18 protein-coding genes are annotated in these 24,473 nt (G+C 39.0%); 11 read left to right on the top strand and 7 right to left on the bottom strand.

Annotated features, from left to right (window positions below; translation table 11 throughout):
- From AC07UV_RS19925 to AC07UV_RS19895, 7 genes are all read left to right on the top strand, one after another.
- A partial coding sequence (locus tag AC07UV_RS19925) for a sensor histidine kinase (protein ID WP_495185021.1) occupies positions 1–1,089 on the top strand: 1,089 nt, incomplete at its 5' end.
- Positions 1,086–1,847: a LytR/AlgR family response regulator transcription factor gene (locus AC07UV_RS19920; RefSeq protein ID WP_495185020.1), complete on the top strand. Its 762-nt coding sequence runs from the start codon at positions 1,086–1,088 to the stop codon at positions 1,845–1,847. The genes AC07UV_RS19925 and AC07UV_RS19920, both read left to right, overlap by 4 nt.
- A gap of 230 nt (positions 1,848–2,077) precedes the next feature.
- Positions 2,078–3,187, top strand: coding sequence for an efflux RND transporter periplasmic adaptor subunit (locus AC07UV_RS19915; RefSeq protein ID WP_495185019.1), 1,110 nt, complete (start codon positions 2,078–2,080; stop codon positions 3,185–3,187).
- Between the two features lie 35 nt (positions 3,188–3,222).
- Complete coding sequence (locus tag AC07UV_RS19910) at positions 3,223–6,372, top strand: efflux RND transporter permease subunit (RefSeq protein WP_495185018.1); 3,150 nt, start codon at positions 3,223–3,225, stop codon at positions 6,370–6,372.
- Between the two features lies 1 nt (position 6,373).
- Complete coding sequence (locus tag AC07UV_RS19905) at positions 6,374–7,795, top strand: efflux transporter outer membrane subunit (protein ID WP_495185017.1); 1,422 nt, start codon at positions 6,374–6,376, stop codon at positions 7,793–7,795.
- Between the two features lie 383 nt (positions 7,796–8,178).
- Positions 8,179–9,072: a DMT family transporter gene (locus AC07UV_RS19900; protein WP_495185016.1), complete on the top strand. Its 894-nt coding sequence runs from the start codon at positions 8,179–8,181 to the stop codon at positions 9,070–9,072.
- Between the two features lie 161 nt (positions 9,073–9,233).
- A complete protein-coding gene (locus tag AC07UV_RS19895) occupies positions 9,234–9,599 on the top strand; it encodes a VOC family protein (RefSeq protein ID WP_282255319.1) in 366 nt (121 codons plus the stop codon).
- 51 nt (positions 9,600–9,650) lie between these two features.
- Here the strand turns inward: AC07UV_RS19895 and AC07UV_RS19890 are convergent, their stop codons facing one another.
- The 3 genes from AC07UV_RS19890 to AC07UV_RS19880 all read right to left on the bottom strand — a co-directional run bounded on the left by AC07UV_RS19890 (position 9,651) and on the right by AC07UV_RS19880 (position 13,792).
- Positions 9,651–10,880, bottom strand: a complete 1,230-nt coding sequence (locus tag AC07UV_RS19890; protein ID WP_495185015.1) for a DEAD/DEAH box helicase — start codon at positions 10,878–10,880, stop codon at positions 9,651–9,653.
- Between the two features lie 126 nt (positions 10,881–11,006).
- The gene (gene nhaA / locus AC07UV_RS19885; RefSeq protein WP_495185014.1) at positions 11,007–12,200 is read right to left on the bottom strand and encodes a Na+/H+ antiporter NhaA; all 1,194 of its coding nucleotides are present in this window, start codon (positions 12,198–12,200) and stop codon (positions 11,007–11,009) included.
- Positions 12,201–12,811: 611 nt separating this feature from the next.
- Positions 12,812–13,792, bottom strand: coding sequence for a hypothetical protein (locus AC07UV_RS19880; RefSeq protein ID WP_495185013.1), 981 nt, complete (start codon positions 13,790–13,792; stop codon positions 12,812–12,814).
- A gap of 267 nt (positions 13,793–14,059) precedes the next feature.
- Between AC07UV_RS19880 and AC07UV_RS19875 the strand changes: the two genes are divergently transcribed.
- A complete protein-coding gene (locus AC07UV_RS19875) occupies positions 14,060–15,685 on the top strand; it encodes an ABC-F family ATP-binding cassette domain-containing protein (RefSeq protein ID WP_282255324.1) in 1,626 nt (541 codons plus the stop codon).
- Between the two features lie 159 nt (positions 15,686–15,844).
- Here the strand turns inward: AC07UV_RS19875 and AC07UV_RS19870 are convergent, their stop codons facing one another.
- Positions 15,845–16,828, bottom strand: a complete 984-nt coding sequence (locus AC07UV_RS19870) for an endonuclease/exonuclease/phosphatase family protein (protein WP_495185012.1) — start codon at positions 16,826–16,828, stop codon at positions 15,845–15,847.
- 203 nt (positions 16,829–17,031) lie between these two features.
- Here AC07UV_RS19870 and AC07UV_RS19865 point away from each other — a divergent pair, with 203 nt between their 5' ends.
- The 3 genes from AC07UV_RS19865 to AC07UV_RS19855 are packed head-to-tail and all read left to right on the top strand — an operon-like array spanning position 17,032 to position 20,391.
- Positions 17,032–18,207, top strand: a complete 1,176-nt coding sequence (locus AC07UV_RS19865; RefSeq protein WP_495185011.1) for a glycosyltransferase family 4 protein — start codon at positions 17,032–17,034, stop codon at positions 18,205–18,207.
- Positions 18,195–19,196 (top strand): lysylphosphatidylglycerol synthase transmembrane domain-containing protein, encoded by a 1,002-nt coding sequence (locus AC07UV_RS19860; RefSeq protein ID WP_495185010.1) that lies wholly within the window; start codon positions 18,195–18,197, stop codon positions 19,194–19,196. Before AC07UV_RS19865 ends, AC07UV_RS19860 begins: the two co-directional genes overlap by 13 nt.
- Positions 19,183–20,391, top strand: coding sequence for a glycosyltransferase family 4 protein (locus AC07UV_RS19855; RefSeq protein WP_495185009.1), 1,209 nt, complete (start codon positions 19,183–19,185; stop codon positions 20,389–20,391). Before AC07UV_RS19860 ends, AC07UV_RS19855 begins: the two co-directional genes overlap by 14 nt.
- Here AC07UV_RS19855 and AC07UV_RS19850 read toward each other — a convergent pair.
- The 3 genes from AC07UV_RS19850 to AC07UV_RS19840 form a co-directional block, all read right to left on the bottom strand.
- On the bottom strand, positions 20,348–21,568 hold the full coding sequence (locus AC07UV_RS19850; RefSeq protein ID WP_495185008.1) for a sterol desaturase family protein: 1,221 nt from the start codon (positions 21,566–21,568) through the stop codon (positions 20,348–20,350). The two genes, AC07UV_RS19855 and AC07UV_RS19850, sit on opposite strands and share 44 nt — an antisense overlap.
- A 205-nt stretch (positions 21,569–21,773) precedes the next feature.
- Entirely contained in the window at positions 21,774–23,357 is a 1,584-nt protein-coding gene (locus tag AC07UV_RS19845; RefSeq protein ID WP_282255331.1) for an MDR family MFS transporter, read from the bottom strand.
- A gap of 2 nt (positions 23,358–23,359) precedes the next feature.
- Entirely contained in the window at positions 23,360–24,463 is a 1,104-nt protein-coding gene (locus AC07UV_RS19840; RefSeq protein WP_282255332.1) for an HlyD family secretion protein, read from the bottom strand.
- Positions 24,464–24,473: the final 10 nt, after the last annotated feature.

Raw genomic sequence — 24,473 nt, 5'->3', positions numbered from 1 at the left:
TATAAAAATGAGAAAAATCTAATCAGTACAAACAAGAAAAGGTTATTATTTACCCTACTGTCATTTTTTCTCATCTATCTTGTTGCCTATATTATAGACCCATTTTCTAGTTGCTGGAATGGCTATTTTCAGCGAAATATGTTTGAAATATTGGGAGAATGGACCTTTACCATTATTTACAGTTTCCTTATTTCAGAGTTCAGTATTATTGTCCACAATAAATTGGATCGTATTTTAACATGGAAAGACAATCCAACAGAAAGGCTTCTGATTGAAACCGTTATTAACCTCATCGTGGTTCTCCTCATCAATTTATTACTGGTTTACATCATTTCCCGTTATTATTATGAGCTACAAAACCTCACGATTGCAACATCCTTAGAAGAAAAAAGAGGTGCCATACAGAACATCTCCATCAGTGTTATGATCGCTTTAATGATTATGGGGATTAACATTGGGATTCATCTGATCAACAACTGGAAGAATGAATCTATACGCGCCGCCAAACTGGGGCAGGTTATTCTCGAAACAGAACTTCAATCGCTGAAGCTACAGATTGACCCGCATTTCGTTTTCAACAATTTGAGCGTACTATCCGAAATAATTTTAGAAGATCAGCAACTGGGCTATGAATATGCTGAAAATTTCTCTAAAATATATCGTTACCTGTTGGTGAATTCAAAAAAAGATGTTATTTCTCTTGAAGAAGAACTTAATTTCCTGGACTCCTATATATTCCTGATAAAGAACCGATTTGGAGAGGGAGTTCATTTTGAAATAAATGTAGATCCTGCAAAATCCAATTATCAACTACCACCACTCACCCTACAGCTTTTGGTTGAAAATGCACTAAAGCACAATCAAACTAAAAAAAAACGTTCGTTAAAAATTAAGGTATACACCAATGCGCAGAACCAATTAGTTGTCGAAAATATCTTAATACCAATAGAAAATGTATCGGAGTCATCTGGAATAGGTATTTCGAATATCATTAAAAGATATGATTTATTGTCGAATCTGCAACCAGAGATATTGAACAATGGTAAGACATTCAAAGTTAATCTACCTCTTATAGAACAAAACTCATGAGTATAACCAACGTATTGATTATTGAAGATGAAAAACTTAATGCTGATCGTCTAAAACGACTATTGAAGGAAATAAAGCCATCAATACAGATACTGGATGTCTTGGATAATATTACGGACAGTATCACTTGGTTTCAAAGTAATGAATCTCCGGATTTGGTCATGATGGATATCCGTCTTTCTGATGGTCTAAGTTTCGAAATCCTGGAAAGTATAAAAATTGACTGCCCTATTATCTTTACGACAGCGTTTGATGAATATGCCGTCCGAGCCTTTAAATTCAACAGTATAGATTATCTCCTGAAACCTGTAGAAAAAAAAGAATTAGAAAATGCATTGGTCAAATTAGACAGTCTACAGCTTCAACAGATGAGTCAGGCTCCGATCCAGGGCTTATTGGATTTTATCTATCCCAAAGATTTCAGAACCCGGTTTCTCCTTCCCTACAAAGATGGTTATAAAACAATACTGGTTGAAGACATTCAATATTTTTACTCAGAGTTTAAGTTAACACATGCCAAGCTGAAATGTGGTACCGTCGAAATTGTACCACAAACCTTAGAAGAGCTGGAGCAACAATTAAATCCCAAAGTTTTTTTCCGTGCCAATCGACAATTTATAGTACATATAGATGCAATAAAGAGATTACATAACCATTTTAATGGCAAACTTAAAATCGAAATCAAACATAGCGAAGATGTCGAAATCCTTGTCAGTCGGGAAAAAGCCCAGCTCCTAAAAAACTGGTTGGATTATTAGTAAACAGTGGTTCTTATCTCGAAATTTTTGTGCACAATCAACGAAGTGCAGTCAGGTGTTTAAGTAGCATCTTTCTAAGAAAAACGACAAAAAATAACTGTTTTGATTAAATAACATCAAAATTCAGCGCATTATAGCTACGTTTCAGTAAGCAATTGTTACGTCTCGGTAGATTTCCTTATTATATCCCTTAAAAGAATTCTTTCTTTTGCATTAAATAAAATGATAAAATGGCACTAAGAACGATGACTTTAAAACCTATCCTTACATTTATTACAGCAGCTACACTATTATCGTCCTGTGGAGGCAGCCAAGAACAACCGCAAGAGCAGGCAGTTACTGTTGACTTTATCGAATTATCCCCCGCACAAGCGGAGACGGAAAAAAAATACCCCGGTACGTTGGAGGGCGCCGTCAATGTTGATGTAAAAGCTCAGGTAACAGGTTATTTGGAGCAAATCTATGTCAAAGAAGGGGATTATGTCACTAAAGGCCAAGCCCTTTTCAAAATAAAAGGCGATGTATACAATGAACAGGTAAATAATAGCAGAGCAGCCTATCAAGCGGCACTATCTGCGGAACAAAATGCGAAACTGGAAATTGAAAAAATCAAACCACTCGTAGAAGGTAAAGTGTATACTGACCTTCAGCTTAAAACTGCAGAAGCGAATTATGCTGCGGCAAAAGCACAGGTTGCTCAAGCACAAGCCGCATTAGGCTCCTCACAGATCAATGCAAGATTTACATTAATCAATGCACCTGTAAGTGGCTACATTGGACGGATTCCCAATCGTGTTGGAAATCTGATCACCGCAGCTGACGCGATGCCATTAACAACATTGTCTGAAATCAATACCGTGAACGTTTATTTTTCGTTGAGTGAGGCTGATTTTATCGCCTTTATGAAGGATCATAATACGAAATCAAGCAATCAACAAGCAACATTGATTCTCGCTGACGGTACAGTCTATAATCACCCTGGAAAAGTAGAAATGGCTAGTGGTAATATCGATAGGACGACTGGTAGCATGACACTAAAAGCAATTTTCACCAACCCAGATAAGATACTTCGTTCTGGCGGTTCTGCCAAAGTTGTCTTAAAAAAGGCTCATGATAACGTATTGTTAGTTCCTATGTCAGCTGTTAAAGACATTCAGGATCGCTATTTTGTCTATGTTATTGGAGACAAAAACAAAATTGCCATGAAGCAGATCGAAATTGCCGGAAATACGGCCAATGATTATCTACTCAAATCAGGTCTGACAGCGGGCGAAAAAATCGTAATGAATAGAATTGATATGCTTAATGACGGAATGCAGGTTCAACCTACTAAAAAATAAAAGCCTGTATTAGATTTATCTAAAATTAAAATAAAATGCTGAAGAAATTTATTGACAGGCCAGTTTTGGCAACTGTTATATCTATCATATTTGTCATACTCGGGATAATTGGTCTTTTAAGGCTACCTCAGACACGGTTTCCCGATATCGCTCCACCTACAGTCCAAGTCACGGGAAGTTATCCCGGTGGTAATAGTGAGACCGTATTACGGTCAGTTGTTACGCCGCTGGAGGAGCAGATCAATGGCGTTGAGGACATGGAATACATTACCTCAACTGCAAGTAACGATGGTACATTCTCTGTACGTATTGTCTTTAAGGCTGGTGTAAATCCAGATCAAGCAGCTGTAAACGTGCAGAACAGGGTGCAACAGGCAACACCGATCCTGCCACAGGAAGTTGTGCGCATGGGATTGACAACTTCTAAACAGCAGAATAGTATGATCATGATTTTTAATATCTATACTGTAGATAATAAAAAGTATGACGAACTATTCCTACAGAACTATGTAAATATCAACTTGATTCCACAGATCAAACGTGTTCCGGGTGTAGGTCAAGCTATGGTATTTGGTTCGAAAGATTACTCTATGCGCGTTTGGTTGAATCCTCAGAAAATGGCGAGTTATGGTCTTGTACCTCAAGAAGTCATCGCTGCAATTTCCAAGCAGAGTCTGGAGTCCGCACCAGGAAAATTAGGTGAAGAATCAAAGGCTCCGTTGGAATATGTGATTCGATATAAAGGGAAAAAGAATCTTCCGGAACAGTATGAAAACATTATTGTTAAAAATAATGATGTTCAGATCGTCAGGCTGAAAGATGTTGCCCGGATAGAATTCGGTTCGATAAGTTATAGCGGTAATTCGCAAAACAATGGTTTAAATACTGTTACTATTGGTATTTTCCAGACTTCTGGTTCCAATGCTAACGAAATTGAAATAGGTATCGATAAACAGATCGAAATAGCGCAACGCTCATTTCCTCCTGGAATCAAGATATTTAAACTGATCAGTACCAAAGAGCGCCTGGATGAAAGTACCGCTCAAGTGCGTTCAACATTAATTGAAGCGTTCATTTTGGTCTTTTTGGTTGTTTTCTTATTCTTGCAGGATATCCGATCGACCATTATTCCGGCGATCGCGGTACCGGTAGCCATCGTAGGTACATTCTTTTTCTTACTGGTGTTTGGGTTTACCATCAATATATTAACCCTTTTCGCCTTGGTATTGGCCATTGGTATTGTGGTCGATGATGCTATTGTCGTCGTCGAAGCCGTCCATGGTAAGATGGAAACATCGACCATGACCGGTAATGAGGCCACACACAGCGCCATGAGTGAAATAACCGGTGCGGTTATCTCGATTACCTTGGTCATGTGTGCAGTGTTTATTCCTATCGGTTTTATGACTGGTTCATCGGGAATGTTTTACAAACAATTTGCCTATACACTAGTTATCGCCATTGTGATTTCAGCGATCAATGCATTGACGTTGACGCCAGCTCTGTGTGCCTTGTTACTGAAAAACACACATGCCGAAAATCATGATGGGCAAACTCAAAAAACAGGCTTCTCACAACGGTTTTTCAAAGCCTTTAATGCTGGTTTTGAAAACATGACAAATAGATACGTTGGCTCGCTGAAATTTCTTGTTAAGAAAAAATGGTTAGCAGCTTTATTAATTATTGCTACAATAGGGGCTGCGGGATATCTCATGACCAGTACGTCAAAAAGCTTTGTCCCTATGGAAGACGATAACTTTGTCGTGTACAGTTTGGAGATGCCTCCGGGTACCGGTCTCGATCGGACAACAAAAGCTGTAGGAAAAATAGAGAAACTATTGGCTGACTTACCTTCTATTGAAAGCCACACGAGTATCACTGGTTTCAATATGATTGGTAACAACTCCAGTGCGGCTTACGCAACAGGTTTCATCCGTCTAAAAGATAAGAAGAAACGTGGCGAAATGAATGATATTGATCAGATTCATCAGGTGATTTCTCAAAAGCTAACTACTGTTAAGGAAGGCAATGCAATGGCTTTCCGCTCCCCTCCTGTTGATGGTTATGGTATGATGAACGGTGCCGAACTTGTACTACAAGACAGAGCGGGAAAATCTCCAGTAGAGCTTAAGGCAATGTCCGATTCTGTTATTGCGAAGATTATGCAACAACCAGGTGTACAATTTGCCTACACCATGTTTAGAGCAGATTATCCACAAATGGAATTGGAAGTTGACGAAGATAAAGCGGCTCAGCTTGGTGTAGATGTCAGTGAAATGCTTTCGTCTGTTCAGACCTATTTTGCTGGTGACCAATCATTGAATTTCAATCGCTTTGGTAAATTCTATCGTATCGCTGTAAAAGCAGACGGAATTTTTAGAACGGATAAGGACGCTTTCAATGAAATATTTGTCAAGAACAACAAAGGAGAAATGCTACCGGTAAATACATTGGTAACACTTCGCAAAGTCTATGGGCCAGAGTCCGTGACACGTTACAACTTGTACAACTCGCTTACCATTAACGTCGTCAGTAATCCAGGTATCAGTAATGGTGCTATTATGGAAACACTGGAGAAAAATGTGCTGAACAAATTACCAGGAGACTATAGTTACGAATGGACAGGACTAAGTTTGGAAGAAAAATCTTCCGGCAATCAGACGATGATCATTTTGACATTGAGCTTATTGTTCGTCTACTTCTTACTTTCCGCACAGTATGAAAGTTACCTATTGCCGCTGGCAGTACTGTTATCGATCCCAACAGGGATCATAGGATCGTTCTTAGGAACACGTGCTATCGGTCTTGACAATAACATATACGTTCAAGTCGGATTGATTATGTTGATTGGTCTTTTGGCGAAGAATGCGATCCTGATTGTTGAATTTGCATTGCAGCGTAGACGGGCGGGATCTTCACTTATTGATTCTGCACTGGAAGGTGCCAAAGCGCGTCTTCGTCCAATTTTAATGACTTCACTAGCCTTTATAGCGGGTATGATCCCACTGATGTTTGCTACTGGAGGAACAGCAACAGGTAATCACTCTATTAGTACTGGAGCAGCTATGGGTATGTTAAGTGGTGTGATCCTTGGTGTGATCGTTATACCGTTATTGTATCTGGTGTTTCAATATTTACAGGAGAAGGTTTCAGGTAAAAAACTCGTGGACAAGACAAACGATTAAAATGAAAAAATTTCATCACTATATTATTATTTTAGCAAGTACTTCCCTACTTCTCGCTTCATGCAGTGTAGGCAAAAAATATACACGTCAAGACATGGAGTTACCGGACAATTTCAGAAATAACGAAGTTGTCCTGACCTCAGACACACTGGCATTATCGTGGCGGAAGTTTGTGAAAGATCCTAATTTAACTGCACTCATTGAAAAAGCACTGATCAAAAACACTGATGTTAGTGTAGCACTCTTGAGTATGCAACAGTTGGAACTCTCCTATAAACAATCAAAAAAGGGCCTTTTACCAACACTTGATCTAAACGTGGGAGCAAATAGGACTTGGTTATCCACCAATTCCCTTAATGGATCGCTCAGCGATCAATTTATTGGGACACCTTATATGGATGACTACAATGCTACACTCAGACTTTCTTGGGAGGTAGACATTTGGGGAAAGGCAAAGATGCAGAAAGAAGAAGCTTTAGCAAATTTCTTTGGACAAAAGGAGAATCTATCTGCGTTGAAAACCCGCATTATAGTTCAGGTTATCCAATCTTACTACAATTTGATCGCATTGGACGAACAGTTAAAGATTGCACAAAAAAATGTACAACTTAGTGACAGTACATTGAGTATGATACGTCTGCAATACAATTCCTCGCTCGTGAGTTCTTTAGCTGTAGAACAGGCCGAAGCACAAAAGAAAACTGCTGAATTGTTGATTCCACTAGCAGACCAGAATATCGCTATTGAGGAAAATGCCATAAGTATACTATGTGGTGGTTTCCCTGATAAAATTCAACGTTCGGAAGGTCTTGATGCAACTGTTGTCGGTGGGACATTAGCAACGGGAGTCCTGGCCGAACTGCTTAGCCGGAGACCTGATGTCAAAGCGGCTGAGTATGCTGTTGTTGCAGCTAACAGTAGAATAGGATTGGCAAAAGCAGCTATGTATCCTTCGATAAGTTTGACACCTTCGATCGGAACAAACTCTTTTCAATTCAATCGCTGGTTTGATCTACCGGGGTCCATTGTGAAAACAATAGCAGGAAACATCACCCAACCGATATTTCAAAAAGGTGCGTTAAAGACAAACTATGAGATTTCGATAATCGAACGGGAAAAATTGGCGGTACAGTTTAAACAGTCTGTTATGCTCGCAGTTTCGGAGGTATCTGATGCCTTAGCGAAAATTAAGCATAGCGACCGGAGACTTCAGCTGATTGAAGCTAAATCCAATTCATTGGCCAAAGCAACTTCAGATGCTGCCCTGTTGTACAAAAGTGGCATGGCAAATTATCTGGAAGTCATTACTGCGCAAAACAATGCTTTACAAAATGATCTCGAACAGATTAGCATTAAACGGGAAAAACTTAATGCCGTGGTGGATCTATACCGTGCGTTGGGAGGAGGAAACGACAGCGAATAGTAAATCATCGCGTATACTAACCTTGATTAGTTCAATTTTTGAGCATATTTAGGATCATAATACTTTAATTAAGAGGGCTAACGAAAGTTTAGCCCTTTTTATAGCTTTTAGTCATCATATAAAACACAATCTCCTTTAACTACTTACTGATATTCTCCACAATTATTTGAATTAAACCACTAGATTTTATTATCTTCGGTTAAGAAATAGAATGTTATGAACAGAACAAGCTGTCTTCCTCCTCCAATCGCTTAATATTTTAATTAATATTAATAAAGCATGGCACCGAATAATCGGCTGATTCCCCATGTTTTATATTCTCAATCAAATTTTATAACAATAGTATCTGTCTTTGCTAAGACAGATCTGGAAGACAACATTTTATGAAACATTCATATTTCATACTACACCTTGCTGTGGTATTTTTGGGCATATCTGGTGTATTAGGCAAAGCCATCAGTCTCAATGAAGGTATGCTAACCTGGTATCGTGTATTTTTTTCGGCCATTTTCCTTTTTTTTATTTTAAAATGGTCAAAAGTAGCTGGTGAAATTAGGTTGCGTGAAAAATTAACGATTGCAAAAAATGGCCTATTGATTACCGCCTCCTGGCTACTTTTTTATGCCAGTATTAAATATTCCAATATCTCAATCGGAGTAGTTTGTTACTGTATGGCAAGTTTCTTTACCGCGATCTTTGCGCCTCTCATTAACAAAACGAGATTTAAACGGTCAGAGTTTTTTCTGAGTGGACTAACGATTTGTGGTATAGCTTTAATATTTCATTTTGATACAGTACATCAATTAGGCATTCTTTTGGGTATCATTTCACCTGCCTTTGCTTCGCTTTATGCAATTTATAACGAACGCTTGATCAAGCGATACAGCAGTATAGTAATCAACTATTACCAAATGATTGGTGGGAGTGTCGGACTTGGGCTAATTCTCCCCTGTTATCTTTATTATTATCCGATATCATCTTTTATCCCCAATACAATGGATCTCATTTACCTCCTAATTTTGTCGTTGTGTTGTACCGTTGCTGTATACCTTGCATTCACAGAAATTTTAAAGAAAATTTCTGCCTTTACGCTCAATTTAAGTCTCAATCTAGAACCTGTATATGCCATCCTGATTGCATTTTTATTCTTCAATGAATCCAAAGAGCTCAATCTTTCATTTTACATCGGGCTTTCTCTGGTTATGCTTTCTGTACTTATACAGGCTCTCATGAGTAAAAAACAGGGAATTAATACATCAAAAATGACCTTGGAATAATATGGTCTGATTGCTATCAGATTAAACGATGTCAAGTCAAACAAAGAAGCTTAAATTTTATTCGGAGAAAGTCCTATATTTACATAACATCAGGCATCCATTTGATGTTGGAAATTTAAGTCGATTCCTCCAATAAAAGACAATATCAATTAAAAAATATCATGAGCAATTCTTCTTCAGACAGCAAACTTATCCACGAACAAATTCAATACCTTGAATTTATATCTAGCGATCTTGAGAGAGCTAAAAAATTCTATTCAGCAAGTTTTGGCTGGAACTTTACGGATTACGGTCCTGAGTATACAGCCTTCGATGGCAAATATGTGGATGGAGGATTTACAGTCGGTACACCGGTAAACGGTAGCATTTTGGTTGTCCTCTATTCGAATGATTTGCTATCCACACGTGATAAAGTCGTCCGTGCGGGTGGCACCATCGTTAAAGATATCTTTAGCTTTCCTGGTGGTAAAAGATTTCAATTCAAAGACCTCGATGGCTATGAATTGGCCGTATGGGCAACTGAATAGGCGCTATAAAAGTGAATATTGGATAAAAACAGAAAAGAGCTTAATGATACATTAAGCTCTTTTCTGTTTTTGGTAATTTTTATTTTTGTTCTTATTGAAACGTCTTCGATTTTGTGGATTGCTGCTTTTCTTCGCCGGATTATATTCAGGCCCAGCATCAAAGCCTTCCGGTAAAGCGATTTGTTCTACGGGATAACCGATCAGATTTTCGATCTGAGAAAACCGTTGTTGATCTTTATCATTTACAAAGGTAATCGCTGTACCTGTTGTCGCTGCACGTGCAGTACGTCCGATACGGTGTACATAATCCTCAGGGTCCGGTGGGACATCGTAGTTTACGACCAGACTGATACCTACGATGTCGATACCACGTGAGATGACATCTGTTCCCACAAGTACCCGCACCTGACGTGATCTAAATCTACTCATGATATCCTCACGTTTAGCCTGCTCAAGATCTGAATGAAAACCCTCTGCATCTATACCCTGCTTTTGGAGCTCCTGCGCCAATAATTTAACTGTAGTTTTTTGCGAAGCAAAAATGATAACAGAAACATAATTAACGTCCTGTAAGATGATCTTCAAAAGATCCATTTTTTGCTTATCATATACCAGATATACGCGCTGGTCTATACCTTCTGAAGGTTTTGAAATGGCAATATTGACCTCAACAGGTTGATAAAGGATCTTTCTCGCAAAATTCCTGATCTTGAGAGGCATAGTCGCCGAAAAAAGCAACATTTGCTTCTTCTTGGGTAAGTAACTGACGATACGCAATATATCATCTTGAAAGCCCATATCCAACATGCTATCCGCTTCATCCAGTACGAAGTGCGTCAGATGAGTTAAATCGACTTTCATCGAAGTAAGATGGCTGATCAATCGGCCCGGGGTAGCAACAATAATATTAACCCCTTCTCGAATGGCTCGTTTCTGTTGTTCATATCCCATTCCATCTCCACCTCCATATATAGAGATGGAAGTCGCTCCTGTATAATAAGACATGCCCATGATCTGTTGATCTATTTGCAGGGCTAATTCCCTTGTCGGGACCAGGATAATCGAACGAATAGATTCCTTTGCATCTCTAGCAACAGCATCTAAAATTGGCAACATATATGCTGCCGTTTTACCCGTACCCGTCTGCGCACAGGCAATCATGTCGCTTCCTTCTTTTATGATGGGAATTGTCTGCTCTTGAATAGGCGTCGCCTCTTCAAACATCATGCTTTCTAAGCCCTCTTCCAATTCCGGAACAAAACCAAATTCAGTAAATCTCAAATTTTATTATTTTATTAAATATGTGCTAAGTTACTAAAACTAATCTATATATGAGATCAGCATTTACTCGCTTAAGGGCTATACCGAAGATAAACCCGCTGGCAGCGTTTTAAATCCATGCAATTTTTAGCTTATACTGTCTAGATTATTTTTGGGATTACCAGCCAATTTCAATATCGTATATCCTAATATACCTGCGCAAAGGGAGGCAATGAGTACCGCAAATTTAGCCTCCTCAATTAAGAAGGCATCATCAAAAGATAAGATGGATATGAAGATAGACATGGTAAAACCAATACCTCCAAGCAAACCAACACCGAATATCTGTGGCCAGCTTGCACCTTCTGGAAGCTGTGCTATTTTCAATTTCTTTGCAATAAAACATATTAAAAATATACCAATTGATTTCCCTACAATCAATCCTGCAATAATACCTAGTCCCAATTTGGATGTTAAGCCACCAACCATTTCTGCATGAATTGGAATTAATGTATTTGCGAATGCAAATAAAGGAATGATTATAAAATTCACAGGCTTGGTCAGTAGATGCTCCAATTTTTCCAATGGAGATTCTTTTTCATCTGGCGTAGTGGGTAAAGTCATGGCAACCAAAACTCCGGCAATAGTCGCATGAATGCCCGAATGATGGATAAAATACCAAATGAATACTCCGGGAATAAGATAGGCCCATAGGGCTTTTACACCAAGTTTATTTAGAATGATCAGAAAAGCAAATATCCCCAGTGCAATAAATAGATAGGTCGCATGAATTCCACTGCTATAGAACAAAGCGATGACTAAGATCGCAAGCAAATCATCCACAATAGCCAAAGCAGCCAAAAAAATCTTGAGGCTAGCCGGAACTTTATTTCCCAAAAGGGTGATAACAGCAAGTGCAAATGCGATATCCGTAGCCATTGGGATCCCCCATCCGTGAGCGGTATCGGCGGCATCTTTATTGATTACAAAATAGATTGCCGCAGGCAGGAGTGCCCCTCCTACTGCTGCCAGAATTGGAAGAACAGCTTTACTTACTGAAGATAATTCTCCCTCAATGATTTCTCTTTTGATTTCCAATCCTACTAATAGAAAGAAAATAGCCATCAACCCGTCGTTGATCCATAGCAGCCATGAATATTTTAAATGAATATTATCTGTTTCAAGTCCCACCTCCAGAAGAAGAAAGTCCATTACCGATCCATATAGTGACGTATTCGCTACAATGAGTGCCAAGATAACACAGGAAAACAGAATAATCCCACCAGCAAAGCTAGATTTCAAAAATTCTCGGAATACAGTTAAATTAATAAGTTTTGACATGACGATAATATCTTTAAACACTTAAAAAGTTCACAATATACAACTTTACGGCCATTAATCCGCCTTCTGAGCGGCATTACCTGAATCTGCTCCATTAGCAGGCGAAGAAAATCTTCTTTTTCACCGGTCCGCTCCAAATCCAATATTTTAACAACAACTTTGCCAATTATAGGAGTAATTTGACTTTAAACATCCCTCTTAAAACATGTATACTTCGCAAAATAAACACCTTACAATACAAAGTATATAAAACCACATTTAAATATTGTCATTTTTGTAAAATTAATTTGTCTTTATTGCAAAAAATAGTTAGCTTGCTATTATAGTTAATAAACCGTTTATTATGTGCAAGAAGTGGATTTTCATGGTGCTTCTTTTCGTAGCAAATTTTACATATGCGCAGACGACAGAGGATACAACCCAACATCAACAACAATCAGGCTCCCATTACATCATTTTAGGGATCATAGCAATTATTGTCATCGTTTTTATATTATACAGGAGGCAAAAGAGGAAATTTAATGAATAAGGGAGATCAATTGATCTCCCTTATTGTTTTTCCCTGAATTTCTATCGAAATAAACTTATCCCCATTTTTGCACACATCATTCTTAGTGTTTAATCGGTTCATTTGTCTGTGCCAAACGTTGCGATCCTGTATTCGCTGGACAAGCAATATCATCTGTCGCATCATAAACCAACTTTTTACCTTTCAATTTCGTGATCAATTCCTCCGGTACATGCACCTGTACTTTGGTTACAGAGTAACCGCTCGGAAAATAGCGTACGTAATACCCATCGGGATGAAGTGTCCAGATTCCACTGGGAACATCCGTACGAGGTTCGGCCATACCCGCCATTATTGCGTATTTTTCAAACTCAGCATAAGAATAGTTGCCCGAAGAAACCAATTGTCTGATATTATTTTCTGCTTCAAATATCGCCTGCACAGCTGGGGGCATCTGGTCTTTAGCCTTTTGCACCACATCAAACGGCAATATGCCAAGCGCCCCGCCTTCCAGCAATAATAATTGCTCTGGTGTCAACAACCTCAATGCCGTTTCCTTGACCTCCCCGGAATAGTCTATAAATTTAGTTTTAGCAATAATTGTCCACAATAACATCTGTATTGATGATTGTTCAACTTCCGGATGTTTTTCCGCACTTTTCAAGATGGCAATGACAACCTCCCGCTTTTTCCCTAATGTGGGAGCATACATATAGCCATCCCCCTTAGAAGGCGCATAAGTTCCTGCTTTTAGGCAATAGCTTTTGTTGGTCATTTCAAAATGGCCAGCTTCAAGCAAATAGCCGTCCTGGCCATTTTTCTGCAGATTTTCCAACGGCTTATAGGTAGCCGTATTTTGAAAATCAGGCATCTGTTCACCTTTCCGATTTACATCCTCAAAACTTGTGCTTATCGCTTCAGGTTCCTTTAAAAGTTTGTCTAGTCCTAATGCTTTACTTCCTTTCGAAGCAACTGCCTTGCTTGCTTTGTCAAGCAATCCACCAAATTGAGCATGAGCACCCTGCAAATTCAGCAAAAATGCAACAACGAGTACTAAAACATACGTAATGCTATTTCTTTTCATAATTGATTTTATTTCAACACCAATGCCACAAAAAAGAAGCCAATTTATTAGTAAAATCCCACTTCATAATTTATTAATCTGATGTACATCTTTTCAACGATATCCTATCATCTGAACTGTCTCAAATTGTAATATTTCATATTTTCCGTCAGTCCGCCAATCGCTTGGAAAGCGATATTTCTCGCGATCTATTATTGGGCTTGTTCGGTAAGGAACTGATGTTCGGAAATAGTTAAAAAATACAAGATTAAAACGTATCTTTGCGGCATGATTAACGTGTCAAATCTCTCCCTTCGTTATGGTAAACGTGTACTATTCGAAGATGTCAATTTAAAATTTACACCTGGCAACTGTTACGGCATTATTGGTGCCAATGGAGCTGGTAAATCTACTTTCTTAAAAATTATTTCTGGCGAAGTTGATCCCTCTACAGGTTCGGTGGCATTCACACCTGGCGAACGTATGTCTGTATTGAGTCAGGATCACTATGCTTTCGATGAATATACGGTATTAGAAACTGTCATGATGGGTAACCAAGAGCTTTACAAAATCATGAAAGAGAAAGACGCTATTTACATGAAAGAGGATTTCTCTGATGCAGATGGTGAACGTGCCGGTGAACTCGAAAGTCTTTTTGCAGAAATGGACGGATGGAATGCAGAATCCAATGCAGCTACGCTATTGAGTAGCTTGGGCATTAAAGAAGAGCTCCACTACAAGTTAGTCTCTGAAATTGATGGTAATCAAAAAGTACGTGTCTTATTGGCACAGGCACTCTTCGGTAATCCAGATATCTTGATTCTCGATGAGCCTACCAATGACTTGGACATCAATACAATTGCATGGTTGGAAGACTTTTTAGCTACTTATGAAGCAATTGTACTCGTTGTATCCCACGACCGTCACTTCTTGGATGCTGTATGTACACACACTGTCGATATTGACTTTGGTAAAATGACCATCTATACAGGTAACTACTCGTTCTGGTACGAATCTTCCCAATTAGCATTAAAACAACGTTCTGATCAAAACAAAAAGATGGAAGATAAGGTTAAGGAACTTCAGGAATTTATCCGTCGTTTCTCGGCCAATGCATCCAAATCAAAACAAGCGACTTCCCGTAAGAAAGCCTTGGATAAGATCAATATTGATGAGATCAAACCTTCCAACCGTAAATATCCTGCGATCATGTTCAATACCATGAACCGTGAACCAGGTGACCAAACATTGCAAGTAGAAGGTTTGAGCAAAACGGTCAATGGAGAGGTCTTCTTCAAGGATATCACATTTATGATTAATAAAGGCGATAAAATTGCGGTGTTGGGTCCTAATTCCCTAATCACAACAGCCTTTTACGATATTATCACAGGTAGAGACACTGACTTCGGTGGTGAATTCAAATGGGGTATTACCATCACTCCTGCCGATATGCCAATTGAAAATGCAGCGTTTTTTGAAGGCAAAAACGAAAATTTGGTCGATTGGTTAAGAGACTATACAACAAACCCTGAAGCGGATGAGCAGTTCCTACGTGGATTCTTAGGAAAAATGTTGTTCTCCGGTGAAGAAGTAATGAAAAAAGTTTCGGTGCTTTCCGGGGGTGAAAAAATGCGTTGTATGTTTTCAAGAATGATGTTACAGGGAGCTAACTTCTTGATTTTTGATGAACCAACCAACCACTTGGATCTGGAATCAATCACAGCATTGAACAATGGTCTATCAGACTTTAAAGGATCAATGTTATTCACATCCCGTGACCACGAGTTGACTGAGACTGTTGCAAATAGAATCATTGAATTAACACCAAAAGGAATCATCGACAAGTTAATGACGTATGATGAGTATATCAACAGCGATGTTGTCAAAGCACAACGCGCAGAAATGTATAAATAAGTAATTTATCCCAATTTTATAAAGGCTCCATAATTCATTTTATGGGGCTTTTTATTTGTAGGTGCCCCCTGTTTGGACAGTCGAAAATGCCAAAACACAAAAAAAGCACTGAAGGGGACTCAGTGCTAATCGCGATTGATATGAAAGAATTGAGAAAGTCTATTGAACTGAAGGTTTTATCAGATGCCACCCCAATTGTAGCGATACCGCACAATGGTCAGACAAATCCTGTCCCTCCCTATTTTGAAAAAGTTTCTTTTGAACCTGATAGTTCTTTGCTTCAAATATCATCTGATCATTATTACGGTAATAGATCTTATCAATGCCCTCACAGTCATCTGTTAACTCCAATGCGACCGGGGCGACAAAGTTTTGCTCACTCTGAGGTATTTTACCACTATTTTTCAAATTTACCCATGCATCTACCAAGTCTAATTCTCCTTGAAAAGAAACAATATTATCCAATGCGTACGCATAATGAGCGTTAAAATCACCCATGATCAACAAAGGTTGTCCTGCGGAGTTCTTTTGAATATAGTTCCTCAATTGATTCAAGTTCTTCTGACGCGCTATTGCCGCACCAGGATCATCCTGGGCTGTTGCATGTACATTGTAAACATCAATAAAAGCCTCTTTTGCCAATTGAATACGTGCATAGGAAAAGCCTTTGGGAGTTAAACAATCCGCCCCATTACAAGCGTCCCACCTTACCCGCTCAAAGTTTTGGATCGGATATTTCGACAACGTGCTCAATCCATCACCAAAAGGTACACCGCCCATATTTTCCGTTCGATAGCTATGTCTATTCTTGCTGTACAAAAATTTATTGTAGTTGAAATCCTCTTGTACATTCACAATATCAAAAGGATTCACCAATTCGCCAATGGATGTAATGCTCGGAGCTCTTTCCGTTACAGCACTTGAAATTAACTCTGGAAGACCAGCAATATTATAAGTTAATAAGTTAAGCTTTCCCTCGCTGACATCAGGCATATCGACATATACCATGTTCATTGGTCTAACTTGTTTGGGTTTCAATTTGAATCCCAACATGATGCCTGCAGAAGCACAAACAGATAAAATAAGAACTTTACGAAGACCTTTAAGTCTAGTGTTCCTTTCGAACAATAAATCTAACAACATGGACTGAATAATTTGTTCATTCCAAAAGTAAAGCGCCAAGATTAGCTTAACTATATTCTTGAATTAATTTTATTTATAAAAATTATTTACAAATTATTAATAATAAACAATTTATAAACACTTTAATGATAAAAGATTAATATCAAAATAGCTTTTTAGTTATGCTTTTCGAATATTTTTATGAAACCCCTAATAAGAATAAAATGAGAAAGGTAGCCTTCTTTACAGAAATACTCGTTGAGGATTTCGACGGTGCATCTCGCACAATGTTTCAGTTGATAAACCGTATTGACCAACAGAATTTTAAGTATTTCTTTATTTATGGTGGTGGCCCCACACAATTCCGGGACTTTCATTCTTACAAAGTGCCTACATTTAAAATACCTGTCAATGATGATTATTGTCTGGCTATTCCGCAGCTCATCAAAAAAAAGCTCGAACTGGCTTTGGATGAATTCGCACCGGACATCATTCATATCGCAACCCCATCTCTCCTCGGTTTTTTTGCATTAAATTATGCCAAACGTAGAAATATACCCGTATTAACGATCTACCACACACACTTTATATCCTATATAGCCTACTATTTCAAAAATATCCTCCCTCTGGTCAAACCCACCGAACAATGGATGAAACGGGCGATGAACAATTTTTATAACAAATGTGATATTGTCTATGTTCCCACCAAATCTATCCTAACCGAGCTCCAACAAATTGGGCTTGAACAGGACGGCTTAAAACTCTGGCAAAGGGGCATTGATACGCAATTATTTACACCCCAAAAAAAGAATAGCAGTTATATTCAACAACTGACTAAAAATGACAAACCAACGGTATTATTCGTTAGTCGGATCGTTTGGGAGAAAAATATCAAAGCCCTAATTGACATCTATCAGCAGATACAAGCCCAACAACTGGGCTACAATTTTATAGTTGTCGGGGAAGGAACGGCCAAAGTAACGGCAATGCAAGAAATGCCTAATGCTATTTTTCTGGGGAAAAAGACACATCAGGAACTTGCAGTGCTGTATGCATCAGCAGATGTTTTTGTTTTTCCTTCAGTTTCAGAAACCTATGGCAACGTTGTAGTCGAAGCATTGGCATCGGGCCTTCCATGTGTGATTGCTGATGGTGGTGGTTCAGCATCGCTTATTCAACATGGGGTAACCGGGTTTAAATGTCAGCCTGAAAATGCAGCTGGATATGTCTATTATTTAAAGAAAATTCTCTCTGACAAAATGCTAAGAAAAAACCTGATTAACGCCGGACTTTCCTATGCAGGCCAATTAGATTGGACACGACTATCCCAACAGTACTTTAATGACATTGAATTACTTGCTGACAAAACGCAAGACGCAGACCTCGCATGGGCAAATTAATAACATCCCGTCAATTGATCAAAGCTGTCTTTTTACTTTTGATCTTGACATCTATGGTAATTTTTGTAATCCACAGTGATCTTTCTGCGTTGAAAAAAGAACTGTCAACGATTGGCTACCGCTTTATTTTTATCGTATTTACGACTTTAGTTGCCTATCTTTTTGGAACGCTAGCTTGGTGGGTTTGTCTAGGCCCTTCAAAAAAAAAGATCAATATTTTCGAACTTTTTGCAGTGCGTCAAATAGGCGAAACTGTTGGACTCTTTAATCCCACCAGTATTATTGCAGGCGATTTACTAAAAGCCGAGCTGATAACCCGCTATGACATCCCTTTACAGCAGGGACTCAGCGCTGTCGCCATCTCACGCATTACAGCCATACTTTCCCAATTAAGCATTTTCTTACTGGCCATGATCTGGCTGATGCTTTCACCCTTAAAAAAAGAGGTGATGCAGTATACGGGATACGCTATCTATGTCGTATGCGTAGTCTTGCTGTTATTCGTAATTTTAATATTCTACTGGTTAGTTTCCACTAAAATACCTCCTAAAAATAACCCTGCTGATACTTCATTTGTATCGAAATCAAAAAATCAGCTCCAGAAATTACTTTGGGATACGAAAGACTTCTATCAACAACAAAATAAAGTATTTTGGTACTCCTACCTGCTGTTTGCGATACATTGGCTAATTGGTAGCCTAGAATTCTATCTGATCTTAAAATTTCTGGCTGTCGATGTCAGGGTTATTCACGGATTAATTTTAGACATGAGTGTCATCCTATTTAAGAGTGCAGGCGCATTTATTCCCGGTCAACTGGGCGTTGAGGAAATATCCAACAAACTACTGCTTAGCATGATTGGAATTTCTGGTGGAAGTATCTGGTTGAGTGTTTCTCTCCTGCGTCGTGGCCGCCAGGTATTCTGGACAGCTATTGGCGCTATATTTTATCTATGCATCAAAAGAAAAACCGTACATGTTTCCATCTGAAATAGAAATTTTGTTTATCAGCCATAAATATCCACCCGCGGTTGGGGGGATGGAAAAACAGAGCTTTGAACTCATTAATAATGCTGCACTCTATCTCAAAGTACATACAATCGTTTATGACAACGAAGAATCCATTTTGACGTTCTTCTTTCGCCTAAATCAACGTATCCTATCAAAAATTAAAGACAATCCTGGCATTCGGCTTCTTCATTTTAACGATGGATTAATTGCTGCTCTAGCATCTTTTCACAAGGGCTACGATCATCTAAAAAAAGTTGTCACCCTTCATGGCCTTGATATTGTTTTTCCATTTCCTTATTTCCAACGTAAAGTAATCCCCCGCTTCAATACATTTGATCAGGTTATTGCGGTCAGTCAGGCCACCGCCGAAGCCGCTCAATCGCGTGGCATTGATTCTTCCAGGATCTCAGTTATCCCAAATGGAGTAGATCCCGTGGCCTCGATATCAATGCAAGAAGATGATAAGTTCCCGCCTTATTTTATCACATTGGGAAGGCCTGTAAAGCGCAAAGGGTTCTCCTGGTTGATGCAGCAAGTCATTCCTGCCCTTCAAGGCAATTTCAAGCTCCTGATGGTAGGGCCATTTGACCAAAGACCAACCTTGAAAGAGCGTCTGCTCAATCTTTTACCAGCTAAACTCTACCATCTGTCCACCTTATTCTTCGGGCATCCAACTGATCAACAAGAAATGCGCAGATTATTGAAAGTCTATCCCGAAAAAATCCAGCATCTGGGGAAAGTTCCCTTCGCCCAATTAAAGCATCTTCTTGCAAATGCGCAGGCTTTCCTAATGCCCAATATTCACGTACCGGGAGATATGGAAGGTTTCGGTCTGGTTTGTCTTGAGGCATCTTCAGCGGGCACTATTGTCGTAGCCTCCGAATTGGAAGGAATCACGAGTGCAATTACACATAATCACAACGGCCTTTTGCTCACTAGTCAGGATATTGATACCTGGATCGGACAATTGCAATCCATTTTGGATAATCCCGACTATTATCAAAATCTTGGACAACAATTTAAGAACAATACCAGTGCAGATTTCAGCTGGGATATCATGGCCAGAAGCTATTGTCATACCTTCGTCGAACTCTGCCAAAACCTCCAATCAAACGACAAGCCTAGCTCATTCACAAATGAAGAATCCGTTCGTAGTAATGTTTTATTGGATTAAAGAATACAAACTGAATGATGGTGGTTGCTGAGAGGACAAGTAGTACTGGAAAAGAAAAGAAGGTAATTGCTATAAATAATAACAACAGAAAAAGACGCAACATTTCGAGCGGAAAGACCCATTTCTCATGTTCCAACAATCCACCGATACAGATGACACTGCACAGAATAAAGAGACCACCTACAAGCAATTGTACAATATTTTGATAATTACCATAAAACAAAAAGAAAAACAGAAGTACCATGGTTAGCATCGATTGGAAAAAAATATATTGACTCAATTTCTTTCCGTGTACCTGAACTTTGGTTCCTGCAAAGATTTTCTGTTCCAACTCGTCCCTAATTTCTGGTTGTATATCATCAGGACGACCAAATATCGTCCGCATCTTGTTTCTAAATCCTATTGCACGATTAAAAGACAGCCCTATTTCGAAAAGATAATGAAAATGCTGCCAAAGGAACGTGTATCGATGAATGGGTTTGGTCAATCCATAAACACAGGGCTCTTCTTTCTTCTCAGCGATAAAAGTTCCAAACATTTTATCCCAAATAATCAAAATATCACCGTAGTTCTTGTCCAAATAAATCTCATTGCTACTATGATGTACACGGTGATGAGATGGGGAGACAAGAATTTTTTCAAGAATACCCAAACTACCCACCGTTTGTGTATGAGAAAAAAATGGATACACACCATGAACCAATAAGATTGCGGTCATCATAAAAGGCGGAAAACCTAAAAGTGGAATAAAGGCCCAAAACAAGGAACGAAATACTGCCTGAAAAATAGTAATCCTTGCTGCAACAGTAAAATTATAGTCTTCACTTTGATGATGAACCACATGTGCCGCCCATAGCAGATTTATCTCATGACTATAACGATGATACCAATACCATAAAAAATCAGTAAATAGAAAAAGTAAGATCCATGTCCAAAGATTCGCTTCAATATGGAATATTGCAAAATTTTGGTAGATCCACATGAAAAAAAAGTAGAACAGGCTAACCGAAAACATATCGCACATGCGTTCGACAATGCCGACATTGAGATTAGCGATAGATTCATCAAACGTATAATATCGCTTTTGTTTCTTCAGACTATACCAATACTCCAACAACATCAACACCAAAAACAAAGGGATAATAAAAGCTAAAAAATTAAGTCTTCTTGTATCCATACTTGTTTATTTTAAAATAAGAACTTCTTCGTATCGACCATCTGATAGAAGTAAATTCCAAAGAAATCTTTTATTATTTAACAATCAATTCTGAATCAGGTTTTCATTTTATGTCTTTCTGGATATAAAAAAGCCCTCAACAAACATGTTTTTTGAGGGCTGATCAAATTATATAAATTCGAGAATAACGTATTCCTTACGATCGCTAGTGCACACTTGACATATCCACTTGAGTTTTGCCCTGTTTGATCATCAGTACAAAAGGTACACAGATTAAAAATACAACACCCAAATACAGGAATACATCCATATACGACAATACCGTCGCCTGTTTCATGACAGTCATGTCCAGTATCTGGTGAGCTTTGGCCAAGGCCTCATTTGGAGCAAAGCCTTTCGCCTGAAAACTCATTTGCAACTGTTGCACACGCTGCTGTACCTCAAACTTACTGGGATCCAGATTAGCAACCAGATCAACACGATGCTTTTGAGAGTCACGTGCAATAAATGTTGTGATCAATGCGATACCAAATGAACCACCAAGCTGACGCATCATACCAGTAAATGCCGCGCCCTCTCCGATGGATCTTCCATGTAGCGTGGATAAAGACAATGTCATTACTGGCACAAATAATAAGCCCAGGCCTACGCCACGAAGGATAAGCGGCCAAAACATATGTTCAGATCCAGTGTCATTTGTCATCAGGCTGTACATCCAGAAACAAAAGCCAAAGAAGATGCTCAAACCTACCGCAACCATATATTTCTGCGGAACACCATTCTGGATCATTTTACCAATAAAAGGCATCATGATCCCGGTCATGATTGAACTTGGCAACAATAGCAAACCTGCGTCTGTTGCGGTCCATCCCAATATGGATTGTGTATAGATCGGAATAATAAAAGTCGATCCAAATAAACCAAATCCAAGGATAAAACTCATCACAACCCCTACCTGTAGGTTTTTATCACGCAATACCCTGAGGTTTACGATAGGTTTGTCATACACCAACTCTCGCCAGATGAAGAACAGCAATCCGAATACAGATAAAATCGACAATCCTAAAATTAATGGATCATCAAACCAATCATCTTGTTGACCATGTTCTAATACAAACTGGAGTGAACCGATAAACATAATCAAAAAGATCATACCGAACCAATCCACCTCTTTTGCCGATTGCTTCTGGCTATATTTAGGACTACGTACAAAGGACAGTGTCAGTAAAGTAGCTATAATCCCCAATGGCACATTGATATAAAAAATATAAGGCCAGGAGAAATTGTCTATGATATAACCACCCAATGGCGGGCCTAAAGTTGGTCCAATGATAACCCCCATACCGTAAATCGCTTGCGCCATACTCCGTTTCTCTTTGGGGTAACTTTCGGTGATAATGGTCTGTGCGGTCACCAATAAGGCTCCCCCACCCATCCCTTGTAGAAAGCGAAATGCCACAAGCTCCCAGATATTGGTCGCGTTACCACATAAAAATGAAGATATTGTAAATATGACAATTGACGCCGCAAAGTAATTACGTCTTCCAAACTGTTGGGACAACCAACTGGTCATCGGAATAACGATTACGTTTGCAATGGCATAAGCCGTAATAACCCAGGCCACGTCTGTCAATGTTGCACCCAACGAACCTTTCATATCGTTTAGGGCCACATTCACAATCGTCGTATCCACGATTTCCAGCAGGGCACAGAGCACAGCCGTAATCGTGATGACTACGCGTCGAAAACCATATTCAACCAGACTATCTTGTTGATTTAAATTTTCCATAGTTATTGAACATGCACATCTACGTCAGCATTCATGCCCGGTCTGAGCAAAGCCACATTTTCAGCTTTATTATCTTTTGACAATTTGATTTTTACCGGCAGACGTTGTACCGTCTTCACAAAGTTACCCGTCGCATTATCCGGAGGCAACAAGGAGAAACGTGAACCTGTAGCTGGAGAAAATGAGTTGACTTCGCCTTCAAATTCGATATTTGGATAAGCATCCACTTTAATACCCACCTTTTGGCCCGGTTTCATTTTTTGTAATTGTGTCTCTTTAAAATTTGCTACGACCCAAGTTTCAATATTATCAATAATGTAAAATAAAGACTGACCAGGGTTGATCATCTGCCCCGGTTGCACTTTGATATTCGATACTTGACCATCTACCGAAGCCAATACTGCGGTATACGAGAGATTTAATTTTGCAGCTTCCAATTGCGCTTTCGCTCTTTTTATATTCGCTTCAGCCACAGAAGTTTGTTTCGAAGCTACTGTAGTCTTACTTACGATCGCATTACGTTGAGAAGCACTGGCATTGCGTTGTTGTTGCAAGATTTCTACTTGTTTATCCGCTTCCAACTTAGTCGTCAAAGCCTGCTCATATTGCTGTTTTGTAATCGACTGATTGTTATATAGATTTTGGTAACGAATGTAATCGTTATTTGCCTGTTTCGCACGGATACGTGCTGCATCAATGCTACCCAAATTTGACTGTATTGTTGCGTCAGAGATGGCTACATTGGCAGATGATGCTGATACATCTGCTTTTGATACATCAAAGCTACTTTCCGCAGCAGCCAATGTTGCATCAGCTTCATCTACTCGAACCTGGTAATCTTGGCTTTCGATTGTGAACAAAGTATCCCCTTTCTTCACCAAATCGTTGTCTTTGACATAAACCTTGGAAATAAATCCACCAACCCGAGGAATGATCGGGCTCATATTTTTTTCAACCTGCGCATCGTCCGTGGTCTCATGTGCTTGACCATGCAAGTATTTATAACCACCATAAGCCCCGCCAAAGATGACCAAAGCGGCTAGAATAATTGTGAATTTTTTATTTGTACCCTTTTTTTCCGGTGCGTTTTCAACTGTATTTTCCATGTCTAGATTA

The organism is Sphingobacterium sp. GW821-FHT03E03 (genome assembly GCF_059420745.1).
Note: the sequence above shows the minus strand (reverse complement) of the source record. Positions and strands in the feature narration are given on the sequence as shown.

Bases quoted from the DNA above. Each gene is read 5' to 3' on its own strand.
- AC07UV_RS19920 (WP_495185020.1), top strand. From the start codon at position 1,086: ATGAGTATAACCAACGTATTGATTATTGAAGATGAAAAACTTAATGCT.
- AC07UV_RS19915 (WP_495185019.1), top strand. From the start codon at position 2,078: ATGGCACTAAGAACGATGACTTTAAAACCTATCCTTACATTTATTACA.
- AC07UV_RS19910 (WP_495185018.1), top strand. From the start codon at position 3,223: ATGCTGAAGAAATTTATTGACAGGCCAGTTTTGGCAACTGTTATATCT.
- AC07UV_RS19905 (WP_495185017.1), top strand. From the start codon at position 6,374: ATGAAAAAATTTCATCACTATATTATTATTTTAGCAAGTACTTCCCTA.
- AC07UV_RS19900 (WP_495185016.1), top strand. From the start codon at position 8,179: ATGAAACATTCATATTTCATACTACACCTTGCTGTGGTATTTTTGGGC.
- AC07UV_RS19895 (WP_282255319.1), top strand. From the start codon at position 9,234: ATGAGCAATTCTTCTTCAGACAGCAAACTTATCCACGAACAAATTCAA.
- nhaA (WP_495185014.1), bottom strand. From the start codon at position 12,200: ATGTCAAAACTTATTAATTTAACTGTATTCCGAGAATTTTTGAAATCT.
- AC07UV_RS19880 (WP_495185013.1), bottom strand. From the start codon at position 13,792: ATGAAAAGAAATAGCATTACGTATGTTTTAGTACTCGTTGTTGCATTT.
- AC07UV_RS19875 (WP_282255324.1), top strand. From the start codon at position 14,060: ATGATTAACGTGTCAAATCTCTCCCTTCGTTATGGTAAACGTGTACTA.
- AC07UV_RS19870 (WP_495185012.1), bottom strand. From the start codon at position 16,828: ATGTTGTTAGATTTATTGTTCGAAAGGAACACTAGACTTAAAGGTCTT.
- AC07UV_RS19865 (WP_495185011.1), top strand. From the start codon at position 17,032: ATGAGAAAGGTAGCCTTCTTTACAGAAATACTCGTTGAGGATTTCGAC.
- AC07UV_RS19860 (WP_495185010.1), top strand. From the start codon at position 18,195: ATGGGCAAATTAATAACATCCCGTCAATTGATCAAAGCTGTCTTTTTA.
- AC07UV_RS19855 (WP_495185009.1), top strand. From the start codon at position 19,183: ATGTTTCCATCTGAAATAGAAATTTTGTTTATCAGCCATAAATATCCA.
- AC07UV_RS19850 (WP_495185008.1), bottom strand. From the start codon at position 21,568: ATGGATACAAGAAGACTTAATTTTTTAGCTTTTATTATCCCTTTGTTT.
- AC07UV_RS19845 (WP_282255331.1), bottom strand. From the start codon at position 23,357: ATGGAAAATTTAAATCAACAAGATAGTCTGGTTGAATATGGTTTTCGA.
- AC07UV_RS19840 (WP_282255332.1), bottom strand. From the start codon at position 24,463: ATGGAAAATACAGTTGAAAACGCACCGGAAAAAAAGGGTACAAATAAA.